The sequence below is a fragment of the Paradesulfitobacterium ferrireducens genome (genome assembly GCF_017310645.1).
In the GTDB taxonomy this organism is placed as follows: Bacteria; Bacillota; Desulfitobacteriia; order Desulfitobacteriales; family Desulfitobacteriaceae; genus Paradesulfitobacterium; species Paradesulfitobacterium ferrireducens.
In genome coordinates, this window is the sequence record NZ_JAFLRH010000006.1 from 32,819 (window position 1) to 58,619 (window position 25,801).

Annotated in this window: 22 protein-coding genes; all 22 read left to right on the top strand. The window is 52.3% G+C overall.

Going from position 1 to position 25,801, the window contains the following annotated elements:
* Positions 1-34 precede the first annotated feature (34 nt).
* The 22 genes from ligD to J0X21_RS02615 all read left to right on the top strand — a co-directional run bounded on the left by ligD (position 35) and on the right by J0X21_RS02615 (position 25,799).
* Positions 35-955 (top strand): non-homologous end-joining DNA ligase, encoded by a 921-nt coding sequence (gene ligD / locus J0X21_RS02510; protein ID WP_206810179.1) that lies wholly within the window; start codon positions 35-37, stop codon positions 953-955.
* Between the two features lie 76 nt (positions 956-1,031).
* On the top strand, positions 1,032-2,162 hold the full coding sequence (dprA, locus tag J0X21_RS02515; RefSeq protein ID WP_206810187.1) for a DNA-processing protein DprA: 1,131 nt from the start codon (positions 1,032-1,034) through the stop codon (positions 2,160-2,162).
* 289 nt (positions 2,163-2,451) lie between these two features.
* Complete coding sequence (topA, locus tag J0X21_RS02520; RefSeq protein WP_206810189.1) at positions 2,452-4,539, top strand: type I DNA topoisomerase; 2,088 nt, start codon at positions 2,452-2,454, stop codon at positions 4,537-4,539.
* Between the two features lie 341 nt (positions 4,540-4,880).
* Positions 4,881-6,200: a methylenetetrahydrofolate--tRNA-(uracil(54)-C(5))-methyltransferase (FADH(2)-oxidizing) TrmFO gene (trmFO, locus tag J0X21_RS02525; RefSeq protein WP_206810191.1), complete on the top strand. Its 1,320-nt coding sequence runs from the start codon at positions 4,881-4,883 to the stop codon at positions 6,198-6,200.
* The gene (xerA, locus tag J0X21_RS02530) at positions 6,194-7,099 is read left to right on the top strand and encodes a site-specific tyrosine recombinase/integron integrase (RefSeq protein WP_206810193.1); all 906 of its coding nucleotides are present in this window, start codon (positions 6,194-6,196) and stop codon (positions 7,097-7,099) included. The genes trmFO and xerA overlap by 7 nt, the downstream gene beginning before the upstream one ends.
* Before the next feature lie 197 nt (positions 7,100-7,296).
* Positions 7,297-7,845, top strand: a complete 549-nt coding sequence (gene hslV / locus J0X21_RS02535) for an ATP-dependent protease subunit HslV (protein ID WP_206810194.1) — start codon at positions 7,297-7,299, stop codon at positions 7,843-7,845.
* A gap of 18 nt (positions 7,846-7,863) precedes the next feature.
* The gene (hslU, locus tag J0X21_RS02540; RefSeq protein WP_206810196.1) at positions 7,864-9,243 is read left to right on the top strand and encodes an ATP-dependent protease ATPase subunit HslU; all 1,380 of its coding nucleotides are present in this window, start codon (positions 7,864-7,866) and stop codon (positions 9,241-9,243) included.
* A gap of 79 nt (positions 9,244-9,322) precedes the next feature.
* The gene (gene codY, locus J0X21_RS02545; RefSeq protein WP_206810203.1) at positions 9,323-10,117 is read left to right on the top strand and encodes a GTP-sensing pleiotropic transcriptional regulator CodY; all 795 of its coding nucleotides are present in this window, start codon (positions 9,323-9,325) and stop codon (positions 10,115-10,117) included.
* A gap of 44 nt (positions 10,118-10,161) precedes the next feature.
* Positions 10,162-10,599, top strand: a complete 438-nt coding sequence (locus J0X21_RS02550; protein WP_206810205.1) for a PH domain-containing protein — start codon at positions 10,162-10,164, stop codon at positions 10,597-10,599.
* A 153-nt stretch (positions 10,600-10,752) separates the two neighbouring features.
* A complete protein-coding gene (gene rpsB, locus J0X21_RS02555) occupies positions 10,753-11,484 on the top strand; it encodes a 30S ribosomal protein S2 (protein ID WP_206810207.1) in 732 nt (243 codons plus the stop codon).
* A gap of 234 nt (positions 11,485-11,718) precedes the next feature.
* Positions 11,719-12,372, top strand: a complete 654-nt coding sequence (tsf, locus tag J0X21_RS02560) for a translation elongation factor Ts (protein ID WP_206810209.1) — start codon at positions 11,719-11,721, stop codon at positions 12,370-12,372.
* Between the two features lie 92 nt (positions 12,373-12,464).
* Positions 12,465-13,190 (top strand): UMP kinase, encoded by a 726-nt coding sequence (gene pyrH / locus J0X21_RS02565; RefSeq protein WP_206810211.1) that lies wholly within the window; start codon positions 12,465-12,467, stop codon positions 13,188-13,190.
* A complete protein-coding gene (frr, locus tag J0X21_RS02570; RefSeq protein ID WP_206810213.1) occupies positions 13,187-13,744 on the top strand; it encodes a ribosome recycling factor in 558 nt (185 codons plus the stop codon). The genes pyrH and frr overlap by 4 nt, the downstream gene beginning before the upstream one ends.
* The gene (locus J0X21_RS02575) at positions 13,741-13,938 is read left to right on the top strand and encodes a hypothetical protein (protein ID WP_206810214.1); all 198 of its coding nucleotides are present in this window, start codon (positions 13,741-13,743) and stop codon (positions 13,936-13,938) included. The genes frr and J0X21_RS02575 overlap by 4 nt, the downstream gene beginning before the upstream one ends.
* A 57-nt stretch (positions 13,939-13,995) precedes the next feature.
* Positions 13,996-14,757 carry an isoprenyl transferase gene (locus J0X21_RS02580; protein WP_206810216.1) on the top strand — a complete coding sequence of 254 codons (762 nt, stop codon included), beginning with the start codon at positions 13,996-13,998 and terminating at the stop codon, positions 14,755-14,757.
* Positions 14,758-14,766: 9 nt separating this feature from the next.
* Positions 14,767-15,552, top strand: coding sequence for a phosphatidate cytidylyltransferase (locus tag J0X21_RS02585; RefSeq protein ID WP_206810218.1), 786 nt, complete (start codon positions 14,767-14,769; stop codon positions 15,550-15,552).
* Between the two features lie 10 nt (positions 15,553-15,562).
* Entirely contained in the window at positions 15,563-16,669 is a 1,107-nt protein-coding gene (gene ytvI, locus J0X21_RS02590) for a sporulation integral membrane protein YtvI (RefSeq protein ID WP_206810228.1), read from the top strand.
* 20 nt (positions 16,670-16,689) lie between these two features.
* A complete protein-coding gene (locus J0X21_RS02595) occupies positions 16,690-17,838 on the top strand; it encodes a 1-deoxy-D-xylulose-5-phosphate reductoisomerase (RefSeq protein WP_206810230.1) in 1,149 nt (382 codons plus the stop codon).
* A gap of 132 nt (positions 17,839-17,970) precedes the next feature.
* Complete coding sequence (rseP, locus tag J0X21_RS02600; protein WP_328812106.1) at positions 17,971-19,026, top strand: RIP metalloprotease RseP; 1,056 nt, start codon at positions 17,971-17,973, stop codon at positions 19,024-19,026.
* A gap of 8 nt (positions 19,027-19,034) precedes the next feature.
* Positions 19,035-20,141 carry a flavodoxin-dependent (E)-4-hydroxy-3-methylbut-2-enyl-diphosphate synthase gene (gene ispG / locus J0X21_RS02605; RefSeq protein ID WP_206810232.1) on the top strand — a complete coding sequence of 369 codons (1,107 nt, stop codon included), beginning with the start codon at positions 19,035-19,037 and terminating at the stop codon, positions 20,139-20,141.
* A gap of 120 nt (positions 20,142-20,261) precedes the next feature.
* The gene (locus tag J0X21_RS02610) at positions 20,262-21,986 is read left to right on the top strand and encodes a proline--tRNA ligase (protein ID WP_206810233.1); all 1,725 of its coding nucleotides are present in this window, start codon (positions 20,262-20,264) and stop codon (positions 21,984-21,986) included.
* 123 nt (positions 21,987-22,109) lie between these two features.
* The gene (locus J0X21_RS02615; RefSeq protein WP_206810235.1) at positions 22,110-25,799 is read left to right on the top strand and encodes a PolC-type DNA polymerase III; all 3,690 of its coding nucleotides are present in this window, start codon (positions 22,110-22,112) and stop codon (positions 25,797-25,799) included.
* Positions 25,800-25,801 lie beyond the last annotated feature (2 nt).

Below are 25,801 nucleotides of genomic sequence, written 5' to 3' on the forward strand. Positions count from 1 at the left end.
ATGTCGATAACGGTCACGCGGAGGAGAATGCAGAATGCCAAAGACGGTCTTGGGAGCAGAGCAGCCGACCTTGGTTCAAGTCGAGGGTAAAACCCTCACCCTAAAGAATTTAGAAAAGGTCTATTTTCCAGAAAGTGATATTACCAAAGGGGAGTTGATTCAGTATTACACTGAGATGGCTCCCTTTATTCTTCCTTATATAAAAGAGAGTCCTTTCACCATGGTCCGGTACCCGGATGGGATTCACGGGGAGTATTTCTACCAGAAAGAATGCCCTCCTTCAGCACCTGCCTGGGTTAAGCGATATCGCGATCCCCATTCGGAGCATGGGATCAATTATGTCGTGTGTGATCATACCGCCACCCTGATTTATCTGATCAACCTTGGCTGTATCGAGATTCATGCCTGGGCTTCCACGATGGCCAAGCCGGAATATCCGGCGTGGGCCGTGTTTGATCTTGACCCTGACCCGCCTTCAGGCCTTCCCGAAGCCATGCAAGTTGCCCGCTGGCTTGGGGAAATTCTGATGGAATTAAAGATGAAGTTTTTGGTAAAAACTTCGGGTGCTACCGGGATTCATGTCTTGCTGCCGCTCGCCCAGAACCACACTTATGCTGAAGTGCAGCAGGGAATCGGGGGCATCTGCAGATTCTTAGCCGCCCAGCGTCCGGCAGAATGCACTCTGGAACGCAGCACCAAGAAGCGGGAGGGGAAAGTCTATCTGGACTATCTGCAAAACGGGCGCGGGCGGACGATGGCCGGAATTTACAGTGTGCGCCCCACTCCTCAGGGCCATATTTCAACTCCTTTATTATGGCAAGAGGTCGTTGACCGGGTTCACCCTGCGCGTTTTCACCTGCGGAATTTCCGCCAGCGGCTGGAAACTGTGGGGGATTTGGCTCAAGTGATGCATGAACAAAATGATTTTAGACCGATTTTGCACTATTTTACTTAGGATTATGGTATTCGACAAAGTTCTACGCAGGAAATCCCTAACTCTCTACCGAAAAGAGAGGGTGGAGGGAAGAACAATGGAAAATCACTGGGAGGATGAAAAGGCTGTCCGGGCGGCCATGCGCACAATCCCTGGCTTGGGGAACGCCCGGATGAAGCATTTAATCTCTTACTGCGGAAGTGCCCGGGCTGCTTGGGAGGCGCCGGCGGACCGGTTTGAGAAGTTTTCAGGCTTGGCTTGGGTTGCCGAATTTCTGCGGGCGCGCGCTCGCATCGATCCGGATGACATCGCTAGGGACTTAACAAAACAAAATATTCTGACGGTTATTCCGGAAGAGGCAAATTATCCTGTGCTTTTGGCCGAACTGGCGGACGCACCGGGCCTGCTTTATTACAGGGGGCAGCTCCAGCCCGAAGTGGAGGCATTGGCCTTGGTCGGTTCACGCCAAGCAACCCCATATGGCAAAGCGGCGGCCGTTTATTTGGCTCGTGAATTGGCCTTACAGGGAATTGCGGTGTTTAGCGGCCTGGCGCGCGGTATCGATACGGCGGCCCACCGGGGAGCCTTAGAAGGGAAAGGGGTGACCTGGGCCTTCCTGGGATGCGGGCTCGACCGCATTTATCCAACGGAAAACAAACGCTTGGCAGGGGAAATCCTGGAGAAGGGCGCTATTATAAGCGAGTTCCCGCCCGGTACTCCGCCGGATAAGCCGAACTTTCCCGCGCGCAACCGCCTGATCAGCGGCTGTGCCCGTGGCGTGGTCGTGGTTGAAGCTGCGGCCAAGAGCGGAGCTTTAATTACAGTGGATTTCGCCCTGGAGCAGGGAAGAGAAGTCTTTGCCGTGCCGGGTCCGATTTTCAGCGAAATGAGCCGCGGCACGAATCACTTATTGCGCCAGGGGGCGAAGATCGTGGAAGGGCTGGATGATATTATACAGGAGATTCCGGCCTGGGGATTCGGTTATCCACGAACGGACGGATCCGCATCCGGCGGCCGAAGCGTTACCAATGACCCAGCGAAAAAGCTTCCTGCCGAACAGGAGATCATCATGGGCCTGCTGAGCGATGTTCCCATCCATATTGATGAGTTAAGGCTAAATTCCGGATTGGATCCGTCGGCGGCAGCCTTAAACCTGTTGGAGCTGGAGCTTAGAGGTATGATTATCCAGCTTCCCGGTCAATACTATACTCTTAAGCGGAGTGGGTAAATGTCTTAGAAAGTAGCCAGTAGTCAGAATTCAGTACTCAGAATTCAGTACTCAGTAAGTGCATGTTAGGGATGAGAGCGTCCTGTACAATACAAACCAGCAACTTGATTGAAGTTTATTTTTGGCTATTCTGACTCCTGTCTCCTGAATCCTGAATACTATTTAGAAACAATCCGGGTATATTCTTCCCCAAATGCTAGACATACTATGATAAAGGCGTTAGAATAATGGTTAGTTTTTCTAAATACATATGTTCTAAATGGAACGAGCTATTCTTTAGAGGTGATTTATGTCTAAAACCCTCGTTATCGTAGAATCTCCCGCTAAAGCCAAATCTATCAGCAAATTTTTGGGAAGGCGCTATACTGTCAAGGCTTCGATGGGCCACCTGCGGGATCTTCCGAAAAGCCAGCTCGGGGTGGATCTGGAACGGGATTTTGAACCAAAATATATCGCCATTCGCGGTAAAGGAGATCTGATTAAAGACCTGCGTGCCGCCGCGAAGTCTGCGGATAAAGTGTTGTTGGCTTCCGACCCGGACCGGGAAGGGGAAGCGATTTCCTGGCACCTGGGGCATTTGTTGGGCCTGGACCTGGATAATAAATGCCGGATCGAATTCCATGAGATCACCAAACAGGCTATTGAAGATGCAGTCAAACATGCCCGCCGGATCGATATGAACCGGGTCTATGCCCAGCAGGCCCGACGGGTTTTGGACCGTTTGGTCGGATACCAGCTGAGCCCCTTGCTCTGGCGTAAGGTAAAAAAAGGATTAAGTGCCGGCCGGGTGCAGTCTGTGGCTGTGCGTTTGGTTGTGGACCGGGAAGACGAGATCCGGGCCTTTGTACCGGAAGAATACTGGAGCTTAACCGCCCTTTTTCAATCTTCCGGAGGGAAGTTCAGCGCCAAACTTATCAAGAAAAATAATCAGAAGCTGGTCATTCCCTCACGGGCGGAGATGGATACCGTCTTAAACGAACTGAAAGGAGCTTCCTTCGCGGTCACGGATGTGCGCAGCAAGGAAAAACGCAAGCAGCCTGCACCGCCGTTTACGACCAGTACACTGCAGCAGGAAGCGTACCGTAAACTTTACTTTACACCGAAAAAAACCATGATGCTGGCCCAGCAGCTTTATGAAGGACTGGATGTGGGCAAAGAAGGCACCGTGGGCTTGATTACCTATATGCGTACGGACTCTGTACGGGTGGCTGAACCGGCCCAGGCAGAAGCCAAGACTTGGATTATCCAAACCTACGGCCCGGAGTATTATCCGCCCGAGACACGCCAATTCGCCAGCAAAGGACGAACCCAGGAAGCCCACGAGGCGATTCGGCCGACTTCCATGGCCCGCCCGCCTGAGTATTTAAAAGAATTTCTTTCCCGGGATCAGCTCAAACTTTACCGCTTAATCTGGGAGCGCTTCATGGCCAGCCAAATGAGCGCGGCTTTGATAGATACTCTGACTGTGGACGTGTCCGGAGGGGATTATCTTTTCCGGGCTAATGCATCCAGTGTGCGTTTCCCCGGTTATCTGGCGATCTATGAGGAAGGCCGGGATGAGGAAGAAGACGGAGAAGACAGCGGTGCCCTCGCTTTTCCGCTCGCAGCAGGTGAGGCGGTAAAAGCGTTGAAGCTCCAAGACAAACAGCATTTTACCGAGCCCCCGGCCCGCTATACCGAGGCCTCTTTGGTCCGGAAAATGGAAGAGGAAGGCATTGGGCGCCCGAGCACCTATGCGCCGACGATTGAAACCATTCAGTCGCGCGGCTATGTGGCCAAAGAAGAGAAGAAACTGATGCCTACGGAACTGGGAGAGATTGTGATTGCACTCTTGAAGGAATATTTCCCGGAGATCGTGGATCTGGAGTTTACGGCCAATTTGGAAGAGAAGCTCGATCGCATCGAAGAGGGCGAGGTCGTTTGGAAGGTAGTGATCCAGGACTTCTATGGTCCGTTTGCGGAAACCTTAGCCCATGCGGAAGAACAAATCGGCAAAGTGAAGCTCGAAGAACAAGTGTCGGACGAAGTGTGTGAGCATTGCGGGCGCCATATGGTGGTAAAGATGGGGCGCTTCGGCAAATTTTTGGCCTGTCCGGGGTTCCCGGAATGCCGCAACACCAAGCCTCTCTTGGAAGAAGTGGGGTCAGACTGCCCTAAATGCGGCAAACCTTTAGTAGTGCGCCGTTCTAAGAAAGGGCGGAAATTCTACGGCTGCAGCGCGTACCCGGAATGTGATTTCGTCTCCTGGGACTTGCCCGCACCCGAGAAATGCCCGGAATGCGGGAGCATGATGGTCATTAAATCCTCAAAACGGGATAAGCAGTATGTATGCACGAATACCAAGTGCCGGCATACGAAGACGGCTGTCGCGAACTAACGTAAGGTACTCAGGAGTCAGACTCCCATGCCGCTATGCGGCACCACTGATGGATGAAAATAGCCAAGGTGCATTACCCGCTCACCACGCGCCGGAGCTGTTCGCTTGTTGATTCAGCTACAGCGCCAAACCTTAGGGTAATACCTGAAGTGAACCGTGACGCTGCTTAACGCTGAATCAACTGCGCTCTCGACGCTCCTCTGCTCTACGGTTCGCTAAGAAATTGCCCCTCGTCTATTTTCAGGGCAGGAGTCAGGAGACAGGAGATTGCATTTCTTATTATTCTGAGTACTGACTTCTGAATTCTGAATACCTAAAATAATTAACCTAAGAGGAGAACCATGTCTAGAGTAACTGTAATCGGGGGCGGGCTTGCCGGTTCGGAAGCGGCCTGGCAACTGGCGGAGCACGGCGTGGACGTAGACCTGTATGAAATGCGGCCGCGGCAATTAACTCCTGCCCATCATACCGGTCTGTTAGCGGAATTGGTGTGCAGCAACTCATTAAGGGCTGCCGGATTGGAAAATGCAGTGGGGCTGCTCAAAGAAGAAATGCGGCGCTTGAACTCGCTCATTATGTCCTGTGCGGATAAGCATGCGGTTCCGGCAGGGGGAGCCTTGGCCGTAGACCGGGAGAAATTCGCCCAGGCAGTGACTGAAAGTTTAAGCGGGCATGCGCACGTTCATCTGCGGCGTGAGGAAGTGCAAGGCATACCGGAGCAGGGGCTTGTCATTGCGGCCAGCGGCCCCTTGACTTCTGATGCTCTGGCTCAGGATATCTTACGGGTAACAGGGGAGGAAGCACTCTCCTTTTATGATGCGGCCGCTCCCATTGTTACCTTAGAATCCATTGATTTAAATAAAGCGTTCTGGGCTTCGCGTTATGACAAAGGAGAGGCCGATTATCTCAACTGCCCGCTGACCAAGGAAGAGTATGAGCATTTCTACCGGGAGCTGATTGCAGCCGAGACGGCTGAGGTTAAGGGATTTGAACAGGGGAAAGTGTTTGAAGGCTGCATGCCGGTCGAAGTGATGGCCAAAAGAGGGCCGGAGACTTTGACATTTGGCCCCCTGAAGCCGGTGGGACTGATCGATCCCCGAACCGGCAAGCGTTCCCATGCCGTCGTCCAGCTGCGCAAGGAAAACCTGGAAGGAACTCTCTTTAATTTAGTGGGATTTCAGACCCATCTGAAATGGGCGGAACAGGCACGCGTGTTCCGCTTGATTCCCGGATTGGAACGGGCTGAATTTGTACGGTATGGCGTGATGCACCGCAACACATTCTTGAATGCACCTAAGGTCTTAAATGCGGACTTCAGCCTAAAAGGCAAGCCGGACCTTTTCTTTGCCGGGCAGATGACCGGGGTTGAAGGGTATGTCGAGTCGGCGGCCAGTGGCCTGGCAGCCGGGCTTAATGCCTGGCGCCGTTTAAGCGGGAAAGAGACGTTGGCTTTTCCGCCGGAAACCGCCCTGGGCGGCTTGGCCCGCCACCTTGAAGGTTCCCCCAGCGTGGATTTTCAGCCGATGAATGTAAATTTCGGCTTGCTGCCGCCGCTGCCTGAGCGGATACGGAACAAGCGGGAGAAGAACCTGAAAATATCCGAACGGGCCTTGCGCGCGTTGAAGGATTTCATGGAACAAGAGGGACTGCAGCCATGCTGATTGACCAAGCCTTAAACTTATTTTTAGGCTTTCAAAAGGCCCAAAACCGTTCTGAGCATACGATCTTGGCCTACCAAACAGATTTGCTTCAGTTTTTTAACTTTGCCGCCGCCGAGACGGGGGTAGAATGGGAAGGGTTCGCCCTTGAAAGCATTGATGTCTATGAAGTTCGAAGCTATCTGGGATTGCTGGCGGATCACGGGCTGGCGCGCAAGAGTGTGGCGCGCAAACTGGCCGTTTTAAGGACTTTTTTTAAGTTTATGTGCCGGGAAGGAATCATCTCTAAAAATCCGGTTCAGAAAATTGCCAGCCCTAAGCTTGGGCGCAGGCTGCCGCAATTTCTCTATCTGGAGCAAATGGATGCCCTTCTTAAGAGCGCAGATTGTACGACTTTGCTGGGAGCGCGGGACCAGGTTATCCTTGAGCTTCTTTACGGATCAGGGCTGCGGGTCAGTGAACTCGTCGGACTGGAGCGCGGGGACATAGAGTATGATGTCGGGCTGGTACGGGTTTATGGCAAAGGCGGAAAAGAGCGGGTGGTCCCGCTGACCCAGCCCGCGCTTCAAGCGATTAGGAATTACCTTAAGCTGCGTAACGATCAGGCCAAGGCATTGCTCATCAATTATCAGGGGACACGCCTTTCGGCCCGTTCTGTCCGGAGAATTCTGGATAAAATGGTGGACAAGGTAAGCCTGGATCTCCATGTTCATCCGCATATGCTGAGGCATTCGTTTGCGACCCATTTGCTGGACGGCGGGGCGGACCTGCGGAGTGTGCAGGAGCTTCTGGGTCATAGCAAACTGTCCTCAACTCAGATTTATACCCATTTAACCAGGGAAAAGCTGAAAGAGGTTCACGCCAACGCCCACCCGCGCGGAAAGAGAAACGCCGGCTCCTGAAAAACATGTTCGAAGTTGAAAGCAGCTTGTATCGTTTCGCAACTTCGTAAACCACTTAAAATATTAAGTTTTGTATAGACATGTTAAAATAATCATTTTCACAAAAAAATATTCGAAAAAAAAGGTTAATTGTGTACAATTTTACTTGACTCTTGGACTAATTTTGAGTAAACTTCCGTTGAAAGGAGGATTTACCAATGTTCCACGCTACGACCATTGTCGCAATCAAAAAAGGTGCACAGGTGGCAATGGCCGGAGATGGGCAAGTGACATTCGGTCAAGGGACTGTAATGAAACACAAAGCCCGCAAAGTGCGCCGTCTTTATCACGGCAGGGTTTTAGCCGGCTTCGCCGGATCGGTGGCGGATGCCTTTACTCTATTCGAAAAATTCGAGAAGAAACTGGAAGAATACCACGGCAATCTTTTACGGGCAGCGGTTGAGCTTACGAAAGATTGGCGTACGGATAAGATGTTAAGGCAGTTGGAAGCGATGCTGCTGGTCGCAGATAAAGATAACCTGCTGCTTCTGTCGGGGTCGGGGGAAGTGATTGAACCGGATGACGGAATCGCGGCCATTGGCTCAGGGGGAAATTACGCTTTGGCGGCTGCCCGTGCCTTGGCCAAGCATACGGACATGAATGCCGGGCAGTTAGTGCAGGAAGCAATGGCTATCGCTTCTGCCATTTGTGTGTACACCAATGACCAGATTGTGGTCGAGGAACTGGACCCAACTACTGGGACTTAATCATAATGAGGTGAAAAAATGGAGCAACTGACTCCGCGTCAAATTGTGCGGGAACTTGATCGCTACATTGTCGGCCAGAATCAAGCGAAAAGGGCAGTTGCCATCGCGTTGCGCAACCGTTACCGGCGTTCCCTTCTGCCGGAAGACTTAAGAGAAGATTTTCTTCCCAAAAATATCTTAATGATCGGTCCGACGGGGGTTGGAAAAACTGAAATTGCCCGGCGCCTGGCCAAGCTGGTGCGAGCTCCCTTCATTAAAGTGGAAGCGACCAAGTTTACGGAAGTAGGCTACGTGGGTAGAGATGTAGAGTCGATTATCCGCGACTTGGTGGAAATTTCCCTGCGCATGGTAAAGGCTGAGAAGGCAGAAAAGGTTGAGGCCGAAGCGGCCGTGAATGCGGAAAAAAGGCTGATTGCGCTCCTGGTTCCGGGGAAAGAGCAGGAAACAACCCAGAATAATCCCTTGCACATGTTATTTGGGCAAAACCAAGCCAAAGGGGAAGAAAAAGTAACTCCCGAGATTGAGCGGGATCGGGCCTTAGTGTCTGAGCGCTTGCGCCGGGGAGAACTTGAAGATAAAATTATCGAGCTCGAAGTGGAAGAGGCGGCCTCCTTGGGAGATATGTTCGGGGGCAACGGACTTGAAATGGGCTTGAACCTGCAGGATATGATGTCCGGGATGCTGCCGAAGAAACGCAAGAAACGCAAAATGCCGGTCAAGGAAGCACGGAGAATTCTGATCCAGGAAGAAGCCCAGAACTTGATTGATATGGATGAGGCGGTTCACGAAGCAATCCGGCGCACCGAGTACGAAGGGATCGTATTCCTGGACGAAATTGATAAAATCGCCAGCAGGGAAGGGACGGGCGGAGCAGATGTTTCCCGGGGCGGGGTGCAGCGCGACATCCTGCCGATTGTGGAGGGTTCAACCGTTGTTACCAAACACGGGCCGGTGAAATCAGACCATATTCTGTTTATAGCCGCCGGAGCCTTTCATGTCAGCAAGCCCTCTGACTTAATTCCGGAGCTGCAGGGACGCTTCCCCATCAGAGTAAATCTTGAATCTTTAAGTGTGGCCGATTTCAAACGGATTCTCACGGAGCCTCAGTCCTCTCTCATTAAACAATACAGCGCTCTCTTGGGCACGGAGGGGATTAAGGTGGAATTTACCGAGAGCGCCGTTGATGAACTGGCGGAATTTGCTTTTCAGGTGAATGCGACCACGGAAAACATCGGAGCCAGGCGTTTGCACACTATCATGGAAAAAGTCCTTGAAGAATTGTCCTTTGAGGCCTCTGAATTGCCTGAGGATTATGAGGTGACAATCAGCAGGGAATATATCAGACAGCGGATTGGAGGTATCGTGCAAAACGAAGATCTTTCAAGGTATATTCTATAGTAAAAGTAACATTTCAAAGTTTTAAGAATTCTCATTATGTCAAGAATATGTTTAAGTAATTTAAGGAGGATTTACATCGATGAAGACTTTATTAGAAAAAACCAGGGCGATTAACAAGCTGATCCAAAGAGCAGCGGGACATCCAGTTGACTTTGAAGAAATGGCCAAAGTATTAAGTAATGCGGTGAAGGCTAATGTGTATATTGTCGGCCGCCGCGGTAAAATTCTCGGGTATAACTTTATGACGGATTTCGCCTGCGGAACCATGGAAGATATCGTGGTGCATTCCGAACGTTTCCCGGAAAGTTATAATGAAGGTTTAATGAAAGTTACGGAAACAAAGGCCAATGTCTCGCAAGTCGGAAACGGGTGTGTGTTTAATGAGAAAGTGCCTTGTCATTTCAATAACAAGCTGACGACAATCGTTCCCGTTCTTGGCGGCGGCGAGCGAGTCGGAACCTTGGTCTTGGCCCGTTATGACGAAGAGTTTACCGAAGGGGACCTGGTGTTGGCTGAATATGGGGCTACCGTGGTCGGGATGGAAATCCTGCGGGTGAAAGCGGAAAGGGCTGAGGAAGAAGCGCGCAAAAAAGCTGCTGTGCAAATTGCGGTGGGTACGCTTTCTTATTCAGAACTCGAGGCGGTGGAGCATATTTTTGCTGAACTGGGCGGCGGAGACGGATTGCTGGTTGCAAGCAAGATTGCAGACAGGGTCGGCATTACCCGGTCGGTTATTGTCAATGCGTTGCGCAAATTTGAATCAGCGGGCGTGATCGAGTCCAAGTCCCTCGGGATGAAAGGAACTTACATCCGTATTCTCAATGATTACCTTTTGGATGAATTGGATAAATATACAAAGCATCACAATGCGTAGCGTCCAAAGGTTAATCGTGTCAGTAGAAAGTTAGGGGAGAGAACATGGGAGAACAGGATTATGAGTACCAATTGACGTCCCTGATTATCCCTGGGATTGTTTTCTTAGTCATATACCCGGCCGTTGTGTTTGCACTTAACTTTTTGAAGAGGCTGCCTGTCCTTGAACTTCGGATATTGCTTGTCATCTACGCGCTGACCGCCGTCGGTTTGGGTTCACTCTGGATCTTTGCCAAGAGCAAACGGGTGCGCATTGAAGAGGATGGGATTATCTTTTCTTCAATCTTAGGCAAGAAGCGGCTTCAGCCGGAAGATATCCGCCGCGTCGCCTTTTTTCACACCAAACAAGGACAAGAAGTGGCTCAAATCAGGACGCAAAGAGATTCCTATTACCTTACGGAATTCTACTTTCCTTTCCCTGAACTAATGAGCGATCTCGAATACTTCGTGCAAGCACACGGAATCAAAACAAATATTGCTTAACTTGCATTGAATGGCAGCATATGATATTCTACTATTAGTGTGGCTTAAAAACACACGCAGCGGGATTAAAGCTCCGGTTCCTCATCGGAAGATGAGGGGTGCTTTAAGATGAACCTGCGGCGGAAAAAAAACAAAGGAGAGGGGGTGTAACACATGGCTGTTATTTCCATGAAACAACTTTTGGAAGCCGGTGTTCACTTCGGTCATCAAACCCGTCGTTGGAATCCGAAAATGGCTCGCTACATCTTTACGGAGCGCAATGGTATTTATATCATTGACCTGCAAAAAACCGTGAAGAAAGTGGACGAGGCGTACAATTTCGTGCGCAACCTGGCGGCGGAAGGTGGTACGATGTTATTCGTAGGCACCAAGAAACAGGCGCAGGAGTCTGTGAAGGAAGAAGCCGAACGCTGTGGCATGTATTACGTGAATGAACGTTGGCTCGGCGGGATGCTGACGAACTTCCAGACCATCCAGAAACGGGTGGACCGTCTCCATCAGCTGGAGCGGATGGAAGCGGAGGGCGTTTTCGAGGTTCTGCCGAAGAAAGAGGTTGCGGCTTTACGGCATGAGATGTCGAAGCTGGAGCGCTTCCTGGGCGGGATTAAAAGCATGAAAAAGCTGCCGAGCGCATTGTTCGTGGTAGATCCGCGCAAAGAGCGGATTGCAGTGGCTGAAGCACGGCGTCTCAACATTCCGATTGTCGGCATCGTTGATACCAACTGCGACCCGGATGAGATTGATGTTGTCATTCCGGCCAATGACGATGCGATTCGGGCAGTTAAATTGCTCACGGCGAAAATGGCGGATGCCATTATTGAAGGACAGCAAGGCAGTCTGGATGAAAATGAAGAAGGCGAAGTCGCTGAAGCTGTAGCGGAGTAAATCTGAGGGGCAGGGTGAAAAGGGGTTAAGTTTAGGCTCCCCCGTGACTCACTCTGCCCTTTTTGGCGGAGAAGAGAATCTACTAAGAGGAACTCAGAATTCAGTAGTCAGTACTCAGAATTAGTTGTAGTATTAGTTGCTGAGTGTTCAGAAACATAACCAGGAATTTTCCGCTTCCTTTATTCTGACTTCTGACTTCTGACTCCTGACTCCTTACAAATTGGAGGTAAAAGAATGGCTGAAATAACTGCGGCTCTGGTCAAAGAGCTGAGAGAAAGAACCGGAGCCGGGATGATGGATTGTAAGAAAGCCCTGGCCCAAACAGACGGAGACATGGATAAGGCCATCGATTTTCTGAGGGAAAAAGGACTGGCAGCAGCGGCTAAGAAAGAAGGCCGGGTGGCTGCTGAAGGTGTGGTTGAAGCCTATATTCACGGCGGGGGCCGTATTGGGGTTTTGGTCGAAGTAAACTGTGAAACCGACTTCGTGGCCCGCGGGGAAGAGTTTAAACTTTTTGTGAGAGATATTGCCCTGCAGATTGCGGCGGCTAACCCACAATACCTGAATAAGGAAGACGTGCCGGCGGAGGTGCTGCAGCACGAACGGGATATTCTGCGGGCCCAGGCCTTGAATGAAGGCAAACCGGAAAAAATCGTGGAAAAAATGGTTGAAGGCCGGATCGAAAAGTATTATAAAGAAGTATGCCTGATGGAACAGAGTTTTATTAAAGATCCTGACGTCACAATTAAGGACCTGGTGCTTGAGAAAACCTCTAAAATCGGGGAAAGAATTGTCATTCGCCGCTTTACCCGCTATGAAATGGGCGAAGGAATTGAAAAACGCCAGGACGATTTCGCCGCTGAGGTAATGAAAGAAATCAACCGTTAGGCCTGCTGCGAGAGAACACCAAACGTGTTCTCTTTTTCGAATCGGAAAGGATTTTTCCTTTAGACGTAGAAATTAACAATTGGAGGTCATCGATGGAAACACCGCGCTACCGCAGGATTGTGCTGAAACTAAGCGGAGAAGCTTTAGCCGGAGAACAGGGATATGGAATTGCTCATGCGATGCTGGATACGATTGCCAAACAGGTGACAGAAGTGCGCCGCTTGGGAGTGGAAGTGGCCTTGGTCGTAGGCGGAGGCAACATCTGGAGGGGGATTGCCGGCAGTGCTCAGGGCATGGACCGGGCCACAGCGGACTATATGGGGATGCTGGCCACGGTCATGAATGCCTTGGCCTTGCAGGATGCACTGGAAAAGCACGGGTCTGATACCCGGGTACTCTCAGCCATCGAGATGCGGCAAGTCGCTGAGCCTTATATCAGACGGCGGGCCATTCGGCATATGGAAAAAGGCCGGATCGTGATTTTTGCGGCAGGAACCGGGAATCCCTATTTTTCAACAGACACCACGGCTGCCTTACGGGCCGCTGAAATTGAAGCGGAAGTAATCTTAATGGCTAAAAGGGTAGACGGTGTCTATGATTCCGATCCTCTGAAGAATCCAAAAGCCCAAAAGTTTGAGAGCCTAAGCTATCTGGATGTCCTCAGCAAGGGGCTGGGAGTGATGGATTCCACAGCGACATCCCTGTGCATGGATAATAGTCTGCCCCTTATTGTGTTTGACCTCAATCAGGAAGGAAATATCTTACGCGCAGTCATGGGTGAGATGATTGGAACATATGTCGGGAGGGAAAGTCAATGATTTCGGATGTGCTTAAGGAAGCGGATGAGCGCATGCACAAAGCGGTGGACGCTTTGCGCAAGGAGTATGGCACCATTCGTGCCGGGCGCGCCAATCCCAGCTTGCTGGACAAGGTATTAGTCGACTATTATGGTACGCCTACTCCGGTTAACCAGCTGGCAAACATTTCAGTACCGGAACCGCGGATGCTGGTGATCCAGCCGTGGGATAAATCAAGCCTGCCCACGATCGAGAAAGCGATTCTCAAGTCGGATTTGGGGCTGAATCCGTCCAGTGACGGAACCGTGATCCGGATTCTGATTCCTCAACTAACAGCTGAAAGGCGTACGGAACTGGTCAAGACCGTTAAGAAAAAGGCGGAAGATGCCAGGGTTGCTGTACGCAACGTGCGCCGCGATGTCAATGACCACTTGAAAAAAGCGGAGAAGGATCATTCTGCTTCAGAAGATGAAGTGAAGCGGGCCCAGGAAGATGTGCAGAAGCTGACGGATAAGATTATTAAAGACATTGACCATATCCTGGACGTCAAGGAAAAAGAGATTACGGAAGTATGACCTATTCATTTTTGTTAGGCCGGGATTGGGATGAGGTGCGCGCGGAGCTTGATGAGAGAGGAATCAATTATTCCGTAACCTTAACCCGTTCTCCCAAGGTAAAACCTGAGGGGAAATTGCGGGTGGTGCGCGCTCAATTGAAAGAAGCACAATTAGAGATTGTGGTTGCACATGAAAAATTCTCCACACAATGACCCCCTAAGCTTCAGGGGGTCATTAAACTCATCCTGACTCCCCAGGGGGTGGAATTAATGTGGCCTTGGAAACGCAAACCAAAAGAAATCGATGCTTCCGACCTGGACCTGGCGCGGCTGCCACGCCACATAGCCATTATTATGGATGGGAATGGCCGCTGGGCCCGGAAACGCGGCTTGCCCCGGACGATGGGCCACCGGGCCGGGGTTGAAGCTCTGCGGGCCATTGTCAAAGAATGTTCCCGCTTAGGGATTGAAGTTCTAACAGTATACGCCTTTTCAACGGAAAACTGGCGGCGGCCTAAGGAGGAAGTAGGGGTTCTGATGTCCCTGCTTACAGAGTACCTGCGGCGAGAGCTGGATGAACTTCATGCGAACCAAGTCGTGGTACGCTCGTTGGGAGGATTGAGCGAACTTCCTCTTGAAGCACAAATTGAACTAAAGAAAGCATTGGAACGCACGCGCAAGAATAACGGACTTATCCTTAATTTAGCTTTGAATTATGGCGGACGCGCTGAGATTGTTGAAGCAGTCCAAAAAATCGGGACTTTGGTTCGGCAGGGGAAACTTAAGCCTGAGGAAATCGATTCCGAGACGTTTGCCGCGCATTTAGCCACCGCCGGCCTGCCGGATCCGGATTTGCTGATCCGGACTTCGGGAGAAATGCGGCTAAGCAACTTTTTATTGTGGCAGCTGGCTTACAGTGAAATTGTGGTGGTTCCGGAATTGTGGCCGGATTTTAATGAACATTGTTTAAATGAGGCGATTAAGGCCTACCAGAAGCGGGACCGGAGATTTGGCGGTCTTTCCGGCAGTTAGGAGTAGAATATGCTGGTTCGGACGATCAGTGCATTGATCGGAGCCCCTTTGCTCTTGGGGCTTACTTACCTGGGTGGTTATTATACGGCATTTTTAATTAGCGTGCTCTCGTTCCTGGCGCTGTGGGAATTTTTGCGCCTGGGTGAGAGGATTGGGGTCAAGGCTTGGTATATACCGGTATTTGGCGCGAGTTTCATGTGGCTGTTGACCGTATTTTGGGGGGAGGGCGTGTGGCGGCTGCCCCTGCTCGTTCTTTGGCTTTTAGTCAGCCTGGGGATGTTTGCGCTCACCTATCCTGAATTTGATTTACACTCCGCCCTTTATAATTTCTTGAGTATGTTTTACCCGGTGGCTTTAATGTCCCATTTATATTTAGTGCGGGAACTGCCCTCAGGAATAAAGTGGGCTTTTTTGACATTCTTTTTGGTATGGAGTACGGATACCGGGGCATACATTATTGGCAGGAGCTTGGGACGACACCTGTTAGCTCCCAAAGTCAGCCCGAAAAAGACGGTGGAAGGATCGGTGGGGGGATTCCTGACCAGTGTAGGAGTCGGTCTGATCCTCTGGCGCTCTATGGGAGGAGCTCCCCTGGAGGTTTTTCTTGGACTGGCAGTGATCGTGGGGATTACGGCTCAGGTGGGAGACCTTTTCGAGTCGGCCCTTAAGCGCTCAGCCCAAGTCAAAGACTCGGGCAGCCTGATCCCCGGTCATGGCGGCATTCTGGACCGTTTTGACAGTTTTATGTTTGCGCTGCCTTTGGTGTATTATTTCCTGGTGATCTTCAAATTCTGAGGTGAGAGATTTGCGCTTGCTGCGGGAACCCAGTCTGGAGCAAAACCTAAACCGGCTGGCGGTGATTGCCGGCATCCTCCTGCTCTTAAAGCTTTTTACTTACATTTTTCAGGAGTTTCTGCCGGTGTTTGGGCAGGTTTTGGGCACTGCGATTGCGGCCTTTATGCCCTTTGTTCTGGCCATGGTGCTGGCTTTTCTGCTGGAACCGGTGGTTGTCAGGATGATGCGGGTGCTGCGGGTGCGGCGTTCTTATGCCTCGTTGGTTACGCTTATTTTAAGCCTGGTAATTGTCGGCCTGATCTTATTCTTAATTGCAGCGAGGTTATATACCGAGTTATCCGAGTTGGCTTCGATTCTCCCGAATTACGAATATTTATCTTCCTTCATCCAGACGCAAGTGGATCAAATCGAGAAGTTTGTCAGGGTCAATCCCCAGGTACAGGCAACCCTGTATGATTCGGCTCAAAGTATCCTGCATTCTATCCAAAACTGGGCCCGTACAGCCAGTGTCTGGATTCTCAGCTTTCTGGCGGCCCTGCCTGGAGTCTTCATAGTCATCGTGATCTCGATAATTGCCACCCTCCTGGTTAGCTCCAATTATCCCGGAGTGAAACAGTTTATTTTGTCCCTCTTCCCCCGGCGCTGGCACAAGAGCGCCCAGGCGATCAGCCAGGATCTAGGAGCGGCCATCTTCGGCTTTGTGCGGGCAGAGGCTATTCTGGTGTCGGTCACAGCCATGATTACGATCATCGGGCTGTTATTAATAGGAAACCGCTATGCCTTTACTTTAGGAGTTTTAGCCGGAATTCTGGATATTCTACCTATTGTAGGCACGGGCGTCTTATTTGTGCCCTGGAGTCTGAGCTTATTTGTCATGGGGGCAACCGGGCAAGGAATCAAAGTGCTTATCATCTGGATTGTGATGGTGGTTGTGCGCCAGTCCTTAGAACCTAAAATCCTTTCCCATAACATCGGACTTCACCCCCTGCCGACATTGATTTCCATGTATGTTGGGCTCAAGCTTCTGGGCGGAGTCGGGCTTTTGCTGGGGCCGGGCCTGATCATTGTGTATGAGGCCGTGCGCAAATCCGGGGCTTTTAAGGGGCCGCGGGAGTAAAAAAAGAGGTATTTTAGAAAATGAAGACTATATCGCTACTGGGTTCGACGGGTTCGATTGGGAGGCAGACGCTGGATGTGGTGAAGGCACATCCGGATCAATTAAAGGTGTATGCGCTGTGTACGGGCAAAAATGTCCGGGCTTTGGAGGACCAGGTGCGCCTATATAAGCCTATGTTGGCGGTGATGATGGACGAAGGGGCGGCCCGTGAATTAAAAGGGCGGCTCTCCGATATGCCGGTTAAGGTCGAACAGGGCATGGATGGGCTGCTGGCTGCCGTTTCCGCCCCGGAAGTGGATACGGTGCTTAATGCTTTAAGCGGAAGAATCGGACTCGAACCGACGCTCAGAGCCTTGGAAGGCAAGAAAAACGTGGCCCTGGCCAACAAGGAGACCCTGGTTGCAGGCGGGGAGTTGGTGATGGCGGCGGCAGCAAGAAGCGGTGCCCGCTTGCTGCCGGTGGACAGTGAACATTCGGCGGTTTTCCAGTGCTTAGAGGATAACCCCGGAAGTGTGGAAAAGATCATCCTTACCGCTTCGGGCGGCCCGTTTCGGGTCTGGAGCCGGGAGCAGCTGGCCCAAGTCCGGCCGGAGGATGCGCTGCGTCACCCCAATTGGGCTATGGGCGCAAAAATTACGATTGACTCGGCAACCCTCATGAATAAGGGACTCGAAGTAATTGAAGCTCATTATTTGTTCGGAGTAGAATATGATTCTATAGAGGTTGTGGTTCATCCCCAGAGTATTATTCACTCGATGGTGCAATATAAGGACGGCTCGGTATTGGCCCAGTTGGGCCGGCCTGACATGCGCCTGCCGATCCAGTACGCTTTAAGCTATCCGGAGCGCTGGGAGAATTCCCTGGAGCGCCTGAATTTGCTCGGACAGAGCTTGACTTTCCTTGAACCTGACTTGGAAGCGTTTCCGGCCCTGGCTTTGGCATATCAAGCCGGGAAGCGGCGCGGCACTTTGCCGGCGGTGATGAATGCGGCCAATGAAGTGGCAGTGCATGCATTCTTAGAGGGAAAGTGCAGCTTTCCCGGCATCTATGAGGCCGTCAGCGCTGTCTGTGCCGAGCATCAAGTCTTGGACGCGCCGGATCTGGAAACGATATTGGAAGCGGATGCTTGGGCGCGTAAGCGTACGGGAGATATACTCGAGCATCATTAAAAACCACACTTTTATGTGATCCATTCGGTGTGTTTTCGAGAGAATAAAATATTTACTGGAAACATATTCTTAAAGCATTCTGACTGCTGACTTCTGAATTCTGACTTCTAATTTTGAGGGAGGATTGATGATGTGACTGCCTTAGCAATTGTGTTTGTGTTCGGACTCTTGGTCATGGTGCACGAACTGGGACATTTCCTGGTTGCCAAATGGGCCGGAATCAGGGTTTTGGAATTCAGTTTCGGGTTTGGCCCGAAGCTGGTCGGCTACAAAGGCAGGGAAACATTTTATGCCATCCGCCTTATTCCCTTAGGAGGGTTTGTCCGGTTATACGGCATGGACCCGGAACCGGACGAGCGCGGGCAGGCAATCATAGGTTCTCCCAATGATCCTTACAGCTACATGAACAAGCCTGTATGGAAACGCATGGCGGTGATCGCCGCCGGGCCGATCATGAATTTTATATTAGCCGTTGTCCTCTTTGTCGCGGTATTTGCCTATTTAGGAATCCCGGCCGAAGGGAAGGCCATCGGATCTCTGGCTGAAGGCAAACCGGCGGTCACGGCCGGGCTGCAGGCAGGAGACCGGATTATCGCGGTTGATAATACTCCGACTCCGGATTGGGACACTCTCACGCAAGCGATTCATTCGAAGCCGAACCAAGAGCTTGTACTGACGGTAGAGCGTCAGGGACAAACCCGGACGGTTACACTGACCACGGAAAAGGACGCCCAGACAGGCTACGGGATGATTGGCATCGGGCCGGAGATTGTGTATGAGCGGGTGCCTATTCTCCAGACGCTGCGCTTTGGATTTAACCGGACGATTGAATTTACCAAGTTTATTGTAGTGACTTTGGCGCAGATGATCACCCGCCAGATTCCGGCGGATGTCGGCGGTCCGGTGGCCATCGCCAAGGCCATCGGAGAAGGGGCGCAGGCGGGATTTTCCAACTTGCTCGGCCTCACTGGGGTCCTCAGCATTCAGCTCGGCCTCTTAAACCTTTTCCCCATTCCGGCCCTGGATGGCAGCCGCTTGGTGTTTCTAGCCATTGAAGGCTTAAGGCGCAAGCCTTTGAACCCGGAAAAGGAGAACCTGATTCACCTGGTGGGGTTTGTATTGCTTCTGGCTTTGATGATTGCGATTACTTACCGCGATATTCTTAACCTATTCGTGAAAGCGGGGTAAAGGTAGATTTGAAAAGAAATACGAGGCCGGTGCAGGTGGGCTCGGTCACGATCGGGGGCGGGGCTCCTGTGGTGGTGCAGTCCATGACTAATACGGATACGCGGGACTCCCAGGCTACTCTGGCGCAGATTGACGCTTTGGCGGCTGCCGGGTGTGAGGTGGTGCGGCTGGCCGTGCTTAATGAGGATGCGGCCAAGTCGATCGGGGAGATTGTGGGCCGGAGCCCGCTCCCGGTGATCGCCGATATTCATTTTGACTACCGCCTGGCCTTGATTGCGATTGAGCAGGGAATCCACGGCCTGCGCCTGAACCCGGGCAATATCGGAGCGCGCTGGAAGGTGCAGGAGATTGTGCGGGCGGTAAAAGAACGTCAGCTCCCGATTCGGATCGGGGTCAACGCCGGGTCGCTGGAAAAGGATCTCTTAGAAAAATACGGCGGGCCCACAGCCGAAGGCATGGTGGAGAGCGCCCTGGGACATATTTCCTTGCTTGAAGCTGAAGGATATGACAAAATTAAGGTATCCCTTAAGTCTTCCCAGGTTCCGTTGATGCTGGAAGCTTACCGCCGTATTTCCGAACGTGTGGACTATCCCCTGCATGTTGGAGTCACGGAAGCAGGAACCGTGCGCTCCGGGGTGGTTAAGTCGGCGGTCGGAATCGGCGCCTTGCTGGCTGAGGGAATCGGAGATACGATCAGAGTGTCGCTTACCGGAGATCCGGTGAAAGAAATCCCGGTGGCCTTAGAGATCTTGCGTGTTCTCGGACTGAGGGAGCGGGGTGTGGATCTTATCAGCTGCCCGACCTGCGGCCGGACACAAGTGGACCTGGCGCTTTTGGCAGAACAAGTAGAGGACAAGCTGTCCCAACTTCCTCCCTTGGACAAGCCGTTGAAGGTTGCGGTCATGGGCTGCGCGGTCAATGGACCGGGCGAGGCCCGGGAAGCCGACTTCGGAATCGCGGGCGGCAAAGGGATGGGGCTCTTGTTCCGCAAAGGAGAAATTGTTGCCCGGTTGCCGGAAGAAGAGCTTTTGCCGGCGCTTTTGCAGGAGATCGAAGCGTATGTACTAAAGCATAGGGGAATTCAGGAGCCAGTAGTCAGAATTCAGAATGTTTGAGAATGCTCCTGACTCCTGATCCGTTCGGCCGAAAGAATTTCTCTGAAGCTTGGCCGAACGGCGTAAGTCTACACTGTAGACTTACGTTCCTGAATACTGACCGAAAGGAATGGAATGACGATGCGTGTTAGCAAACTGTTAAATCCGACATTGAGAGAAGTGCCGGCAGAGGCAGAGGTGGTCAGCCACCAGCTCATGCTGCGGGCGGGGTTCATCCGCAAAGCGGCGGCCGGAGTCTATACTTACTTGCCCTTGGGACTACGGGTCTTAAAAAAGATTGAGCAAATTGTGCGCGAGGAAATGGATGCCAAAGGCGGGCAGGAAGTCCTGATGCCGATCATGCAGCCGGCTGAGCTCTGGAAAGAAACCGGGCGCTGGGATGTGTACGGAGATGAAATGTTCCGCCTGCAGGACAGGCACGAGCGCGAGTTCTGCCTGGGCCCGACCCATGAAGAGCTGATTACGGACCTGGTCCGGGGCGAGGTCCGTTCGTATAAACAACTCCCTCTGCTCTTGTACCAGATTCAAAATAAATACCGCGATGAGCGCCGTCCCCGTTTCGGCTTAATGCGGGGCCGGGAATTTATTATGAAAGATTTGTACTCCTTTGACCGCGATGAAGCGGGCCTAGCGGAAAGCTACGATAAGATGTATGATGCCTACTGCCGTATATTCAGCCGCTGCGGACTCACCTACCGTCCGGTTGAGGCCGATGCCGGGGCCATCGGCGGGAGCGGGGGCACACATGAATTCATGGTATTGGCGGAATCGGGAGAGGCAGCCGTGGTCTACTGCCCGGCCTGTGATTATGCAGCCAATGTAGAGAAAGCCGAATGCCGCCCGCGGCCGGTCAAAGACAACGCCCCGGAAGGTGAATACCGCCTGGTGCATACCCCGGGTGCCAGAACCATTGAACAGGTGGCCGAATTTTTGAATGTCCCCAAAACCCGCCTGGTTAAATCTCTGCTCTATGATGGAGACGGCAAGCTCTTCTTAGTGCTGGTGCGCGGGGATCGTGAGCTGAATGAGATTAAATTAAATAATGCGCTGGGCGGCTTTATCTCGCTTAAGCTGGCTGAGCCGCATAAGGTCTTGGAAACCATGGGCTGTGAAGTCGGATCAGTCGGGCCGGTTGGCGTGCCGGAGGGACTGAAGGTTATCGCTGATCCGGAGGTGTCCCTGATGGCGGGGATTGTCTGCGGAGCCAATCAAAGCGACCATCACTATGTGGATGTTGTTCCAGGGCGGGATTTCCGGATTGACCAGGAGTTTGACCTGCGCATGATCGAAGTCGGAGAGGAATGTCCCAAGTGCGGAACTCCCCTGCAAGAAGCGCGCGGGATTGAAGTAGGCCAGGTCTTTAAGCTGGGCACGAAATACAGCAAAGCCTTGAACGCAACTTACCTCGATGAAAACGGAGAAGAAAAACTGTGCGTGATGGGCTGCTATGGCGTCGGCGTCAGCCGTACCATGGCAGCGGCCATCGAGCAGAATAATGATGCGGACGGAATCATCTGGCCGCTTCAGATTGCCCCGTATCATTGCATCATTGTCCCGGTCAATCTGAAAGATGCCCAGGTGGCCGGGACTGCGGAGAAGCTTTATGCTGAGCTGGGACAGGCGGGAGTGGAAGCTGTGATCGATGACCGGGATGAGCGCCCGGGAGTAAAATTCAAAGATGCGGACTTGGTCGGCTACCCCTTGCGCATTACGGTTGGGAGCAAAGCCCTGGCTAACGGGCAGGTAGAGCTGAGGACGCGCAAAACCGGAGAAACGGAGCTGGTGGCCCTCGCCGAAGTGGTTGCCCTGGTGCAAAAGACCGTGAAGGAAGCCCTGGAACATTGATGAGAATTAGAGATGCTTATGGTTGAACAAAAATGAGTTGAACGTAAACATATTCACAGAAGATATTTAGAACAAGAGATTTTAGAGACCGGGAAAAAGCTAAAGGAAAAGAGGGGACACGGGATGGCCAGGCCTCTACCCTTGGGAGAAGTTCCGTTTTTGCACGAGCTTGCGCCTGACTGGCACGAGCCGCTTAGCCCCTATCTGGCTGCCATTGAATTAAACAAAGTTGAGGTTTTTCCGAAGGAAGGAAAATGGATTCTGCATTTGTTGGCATCAAGCCAGCTTGATGAGTCTTTATTTGAGCCCCTAATAGCACTCTTAAAGGCAAAGGTGCCCGAAATTAAGGTGATTGAATTTAAGCTGGAGTGTACGGAAAATCCCGCTTCCCTGTCTGAGTTATGTGCAGGACGCTGGGCTGAAATCATGGAAGATCTGGCCGGGCTCTTGCCGGCGGTTCAAGGCTGGCTAGGTCCGGATACCCGCTATGAGGCGGAGGATGACCGCCTCCTTTTATATGTGCCGAATGCTTTAGGGATCGAGTATTTTCGGGCCAAGCACCAGGTGGTGGAGAATTACTTTCAGACGAAATTCCATTTAGGGGTTAGGGTTGCCTGTGAGCTGGACGGGGAGCCCTCCTTTGAAGAACACTTCCAGCAGGCAGAGCAAGAGGAGCAGGAGCACCTGAAACAGCTTTTGACCGTTCAGGCACCGCCTGCGAAAGAGGCGCCGCCAAAGAAGACCTGCATTCTCGGCCGGGAATTCAAGGGTGAGCCGGTGCCCTTAAAGGAGATTCAGGATGAAGAGAAGCAAGTCATCCTTAAAGGGGAAGTTTTTAACATTGAGTTACGCACCCTGAAAAGCGGCCGCCTCTTGGTGACCTTTGAGCTGAGTGACCGGACGGATTCCATCTCAGCCAAAGTTTTCTTGCCGGAAGGGCAGGAAAGCCTGGAGCTGAGTGAGGGAGAATGGGTGATGGCGCGGGGAGCGGTTCAATACGACCGCTACAGCTCAGAGCTCACGTTTATGCCTAAAGACATCGTTCCGGCCCAGCTCTCAATCCGCCGGGACAATGCGGAGCAGAAACGGGTGGAGCTGCATTTGCATACCCGGATGTCGACTATGGATGGGGTTTCTTCAGCCACTGATTTGGTAAAAAGAGCGCAAGCATGGGGACATGAAGCCATTGCCATCACTGACCACGGTGTGGTTCAGGCTTTTCCGGAGGCGGTGGAGGCCGGGCAGAAATACGGGGTCAAAGTTATTTTGGGTGTCGAAGGGTATCTGTTTGATGACGACCCGGGGCCGCTTCCGGAGAAAGAACGCAAGAGCAGGCACATTGTCTTGTTAGTCAAAGACAGCCAGGGACTGAAAAACCTGTACCGGTTGATTACCCTTTCCCATCTCGACCATTTTTACCGCCGCCCCCGCCTGCCCAAATCCAAAGTGGCTGAGTTCAGGGAAGGGCTGCTTCTCGGTTCAGCTTGCGAAGCAGGAGAACTCATCCAGGCGATACTGCAGCAAGAACCCTGGCAGAAACTGAAAGAGATTGCGGATTTTTACGATTACTTGGAAATCCAGCCCCTTGGCAATAACGCCTTTATGCTAAAAAACGGGCAAGTGGCTAATCAAGAGGGCTTGCGCGAGCTTAACCGCACGGTGCTCCGCCTGGGACAGGAGCTGGGCAAGCCGGTTGTCGCGACCGGAGACGTCCATTTTCTGGACCCGGAAGATGAATACTACCGCCGCATTCTCATGGCGGGCAAAGGGTTCGAAGATGCGGACGAGCAAGCGCCCCTCTATTTTCATACTACCGATGAGATGCTGGAAGAGTTTGCGTATTTGGGAGAGGAAACGGCGGCGGAGGTTGTGGTGCGTGCTCCGCAAAGCATCGCAGCCCAGATCGAAGTCTTAAAGCCTTTCCCGGATGACCTTTTTTCTCCCAGTATCCCGGGAGCGGAAGAAAAGATTGAGAACATGTCCTGGGAGCGGGCGTATGAGCTTTACGGCAAGCCCTTGCCTGCGGTCGTGACGCAGCGCCTGGAAAAAGAGCTCAAATCCATTATCGGGCACGGTTTTTCTGTCCTTTATTTGATCGCCCATCTCTTAGTGAAGAAGTCTAATGACGACGGCTATCTGGTCGGTTCACGGGGGTCTGTGGGCTCTTCCCTGGTTGCGACCATGACCGGGATTACCGAAGTTAATCCTCTGCCCCCGCATTACCGCTGCCCTAACCCGGATTGCCTGCATTCCGTCTTTGTGGAGGACGGGAGCGTGGGCTCCGGAGCAGACCTCCCTGATAAAGACTGCCCTCAGTGCGGGCAGAAAATGGCCAAAGACGGACACGATATTCCGTTTGAGACCTTCCTCGGTTTCAAAGGGGACAAGGTTCCGGATATTGACTTAAACTTCTCCGGGGATTACCAGCCCCGCGCCCATAAATATACGGAAGAACTGTTCGGCAAAGAGTATGTTTTCCGCGCCGGAACCATTGCCACGATTGCCGACAAAACCGCCTTTGGCTATGTTAAAAACTATCTCGAGGAACGCAAGCTTAAAGTCCGGTCTGCGGAAATGATGCGTTTGGTGCGGGGGTGCACCGGAGTCAAACGCACTACCGGCCAGCATCCGGGCGGGCTCATGGTCGTGCCTAAGGAATTCGACGTCCACGACTTCACTCCCTTGCAGCGGCCGGCGGATGATCCGAAGTCAGAAACGATCACAACGCACTTTGACTACCATTCCATCTCCGGCCGCTTGGTCAAGCTAGATATTCTCGGGCATGACGATCCGACCGTCATTAAGATGCTGGAGGATTTGACCGGGGTCGACGCCAAGAAGATCCCTCTGGATGACCGCGAGACTATGTCCTTGTTCGCCAGCCCGGAGGCTCTTGGGGTGACGGAGGAAGAGATCCGCTCCAAAACCGGAACCTACGGGATTCCTGAATTCGGCACCAAGTTCGTGCGCCAGATGCTGGAAGATACGAAACCCAAAAGTTTCTCCGACTTAGTCAGGATTTCCGGGCTTTCGCACGGGACAGATGTCTGGCTGAGCAATGCCCAGGATCTGGTGCGCGCCGGCACCGCCACCATCTCCGAGATTATCGCCTGCCGCGATGACATCATGGTCTACCTGATTTATAAAGGGCTGGAGCCGGGCCGGGCTTTCAAGATCATGGAAGGGGTGCGCAAGGGCAAGGGGCTGAAGCCGGAAGACATCGAAGAGATGAAAGCCCATGACGTCCCGGACTGGTATATTGAGTCCTGCCAGAAGATCAAATACATGTTTCCCAAGGCCCATGCCGTGGCCTATGTCACCATGGCCTTCCGCATCGCCTGGTTTAAGCTCCATTATCCGGAGGCTTTTTATGCCACATTCTTTACTGTGCGCGCGGATGAATTTGACTCCGACCTGGTTACCCAGGGGCTGGAGGCTTGCCGCCAGAAGATCGAGGAAATCGAGAACAAAGGCAATGAGGCAACGGCCAAGGAAAAGAACCTGGTCACAATCCTGGAACTGGCGATTGAGATGTTCTGCCGGGGCATCAATCTGCGCAAAGTAGACCTGTGGGAATCTGATGCCACCCGCTTCCTCATCACTCCGAGCGGACTGTTGCCGCCCTTTGCCTCCCTCCAGGGCTTAGGGGATACAGCCGCCCGCAGCCTGGCGGTGCTCAGGGATGAACACGGGATTCTCTCGGTTGAGGATTTGCGCACGCATCCCAAATTAACCAAGACCGTTGTGGAAATCTTGGAGAAGCACGGCTGCCTCCAGGGTTTGCCGGAGAGCAATCAGATCAGTTTGTTTTAGGG

Excerpts from the sequence above, each read along its gene's own strand:
- J0X21_RS02615 (WP_206810235.1), top strand. The coding sequence starts at position 22,110 with ATGGCCAGGCCTCTACCCTTGGGAGAAGTTCCGTTTTTGCACGAGCTT.
- pyrH (WP_206810211.1), top strand. The coding sequence starts at position 12,465 with ATGGAAACACCGCGCTACCGCAGGATTGTGCTGAAACTAAGCGGAGAA.
- hslU (WP_206810196.1), top strand. The coding sequence starts at position 7,864 with ATGGAGCAACTGACTCCGCGTCAAATTGTGCGGGAACTTGATCGCTAC.
- ligD (WP_206810179.1), top strand. The coding sequence starts at position 35 with ATGCCAAAGACGGTCTTGGGAGCAGAGCAGCCGACCTTGGTTCAAGTC.
- dprA (WP_206810187.1), top strand. The coding sequence starts at position 1,032 with ATGGAAAATCACTGGGAGGATGAAAAGGCTGTCCGGGCGGCCATGCGC.
- trmFO (WP_206810191.1), top strand. The coding sequence starts at position 4,881 with ATGTCTAGAGTAACTGTAATCGGGGGCGGGCTTGCCGGTTCGGAAGCG.
- hslV (WP_206810194.1), top strand. The coding sequence starts at position 7,297 with ATGTTCCACGCTACGACCATTGTCGCAATCAAAAAAGGTGCACAGGTG.
- J0X21_RS02550 (WP_206810205.1), top strand. The coding sequence starts at position 10,162 with ATGGGAGAACAGGATTATGAGTACCAATTGACGTCCCTGATTATCCCT.
- J0X21_RS02580 (WP_206810216.1), top strand. The coding sequence starts at position 13,996 with ATGTGGCCTTGGAAACGCAAACCAAAAGAAATCGATGCTTCCGACCTG.
- xerA (WP_206810193.1), top strand. The coding sequence starts at position 6,194 with ATGCTGATTGACCAAGCCTTAAACTTATTTTTAGGCTTTCAAAAGGCC.
- frr (WP_206810213.1), top strand. The coding sequence starts at position 13,187 with ATGATTTCGGATGTGCTTAAGGAAGCGGATGAGCGCATGCACAAAGCG.
- topA (WP_206810189.1), top strand. The coding sequence starts at position 2,452 with ATGTCTAAAACCCTCGTTATCGTAGAATCTCCCGCTAAAGCCAAATCT.
- codY (WP_206810203.1), top strand. The coding sequence starts at position 9,323 with ATGAAGACTTTATTAGAAAAAACCAGGGCGATTAACAAGCTGATCCAA.
- J0X21_RS02595 (WP_206810230.1), top strand. The coding sequence starts at position 16,690 with ATGAAGACTATATCGCTACTGGGTTCGACGGGTTCGATTGGGAGGCAG.
- J0X21_RS02610 (WP_206810233.1), top strand. The coding sequence starts at position 20,262 with ATGCGTGTTAGCAAACTGTTAAATCCGACATTGAGAGAAGTGCCGGCA.
- J0X21_RS02575 (WP_206810214.1), top strand. The coding sequence starts at position 13,741 with ATGACCTATTCATTTTTGTTAGGCCGGGATTGGGATGAGGTGCGCGCG.
- J0X21_RS02585 (WP_206810218.1), top strand. The coding sequence starts at position 14,767 with ATGCTGGTTCGGACGATCAGTGCATTGATCGGAGCCCCTTTGCTCTTG.
- tsf (WP_206810209.1), top strand. The coding sequence starts at position 11,719 with ATGGCTGAAATAACTGCGGCTCTGGTCAAAGAGCTGAGAGAAAGAACC.
- rpsB (WP_206810207.1), top strand. The coding sequence starts at position 10,753 with ATGGCTGTTATTTCCATGAAACAACTTTTGGAAGCCGGTGTTCACTTC.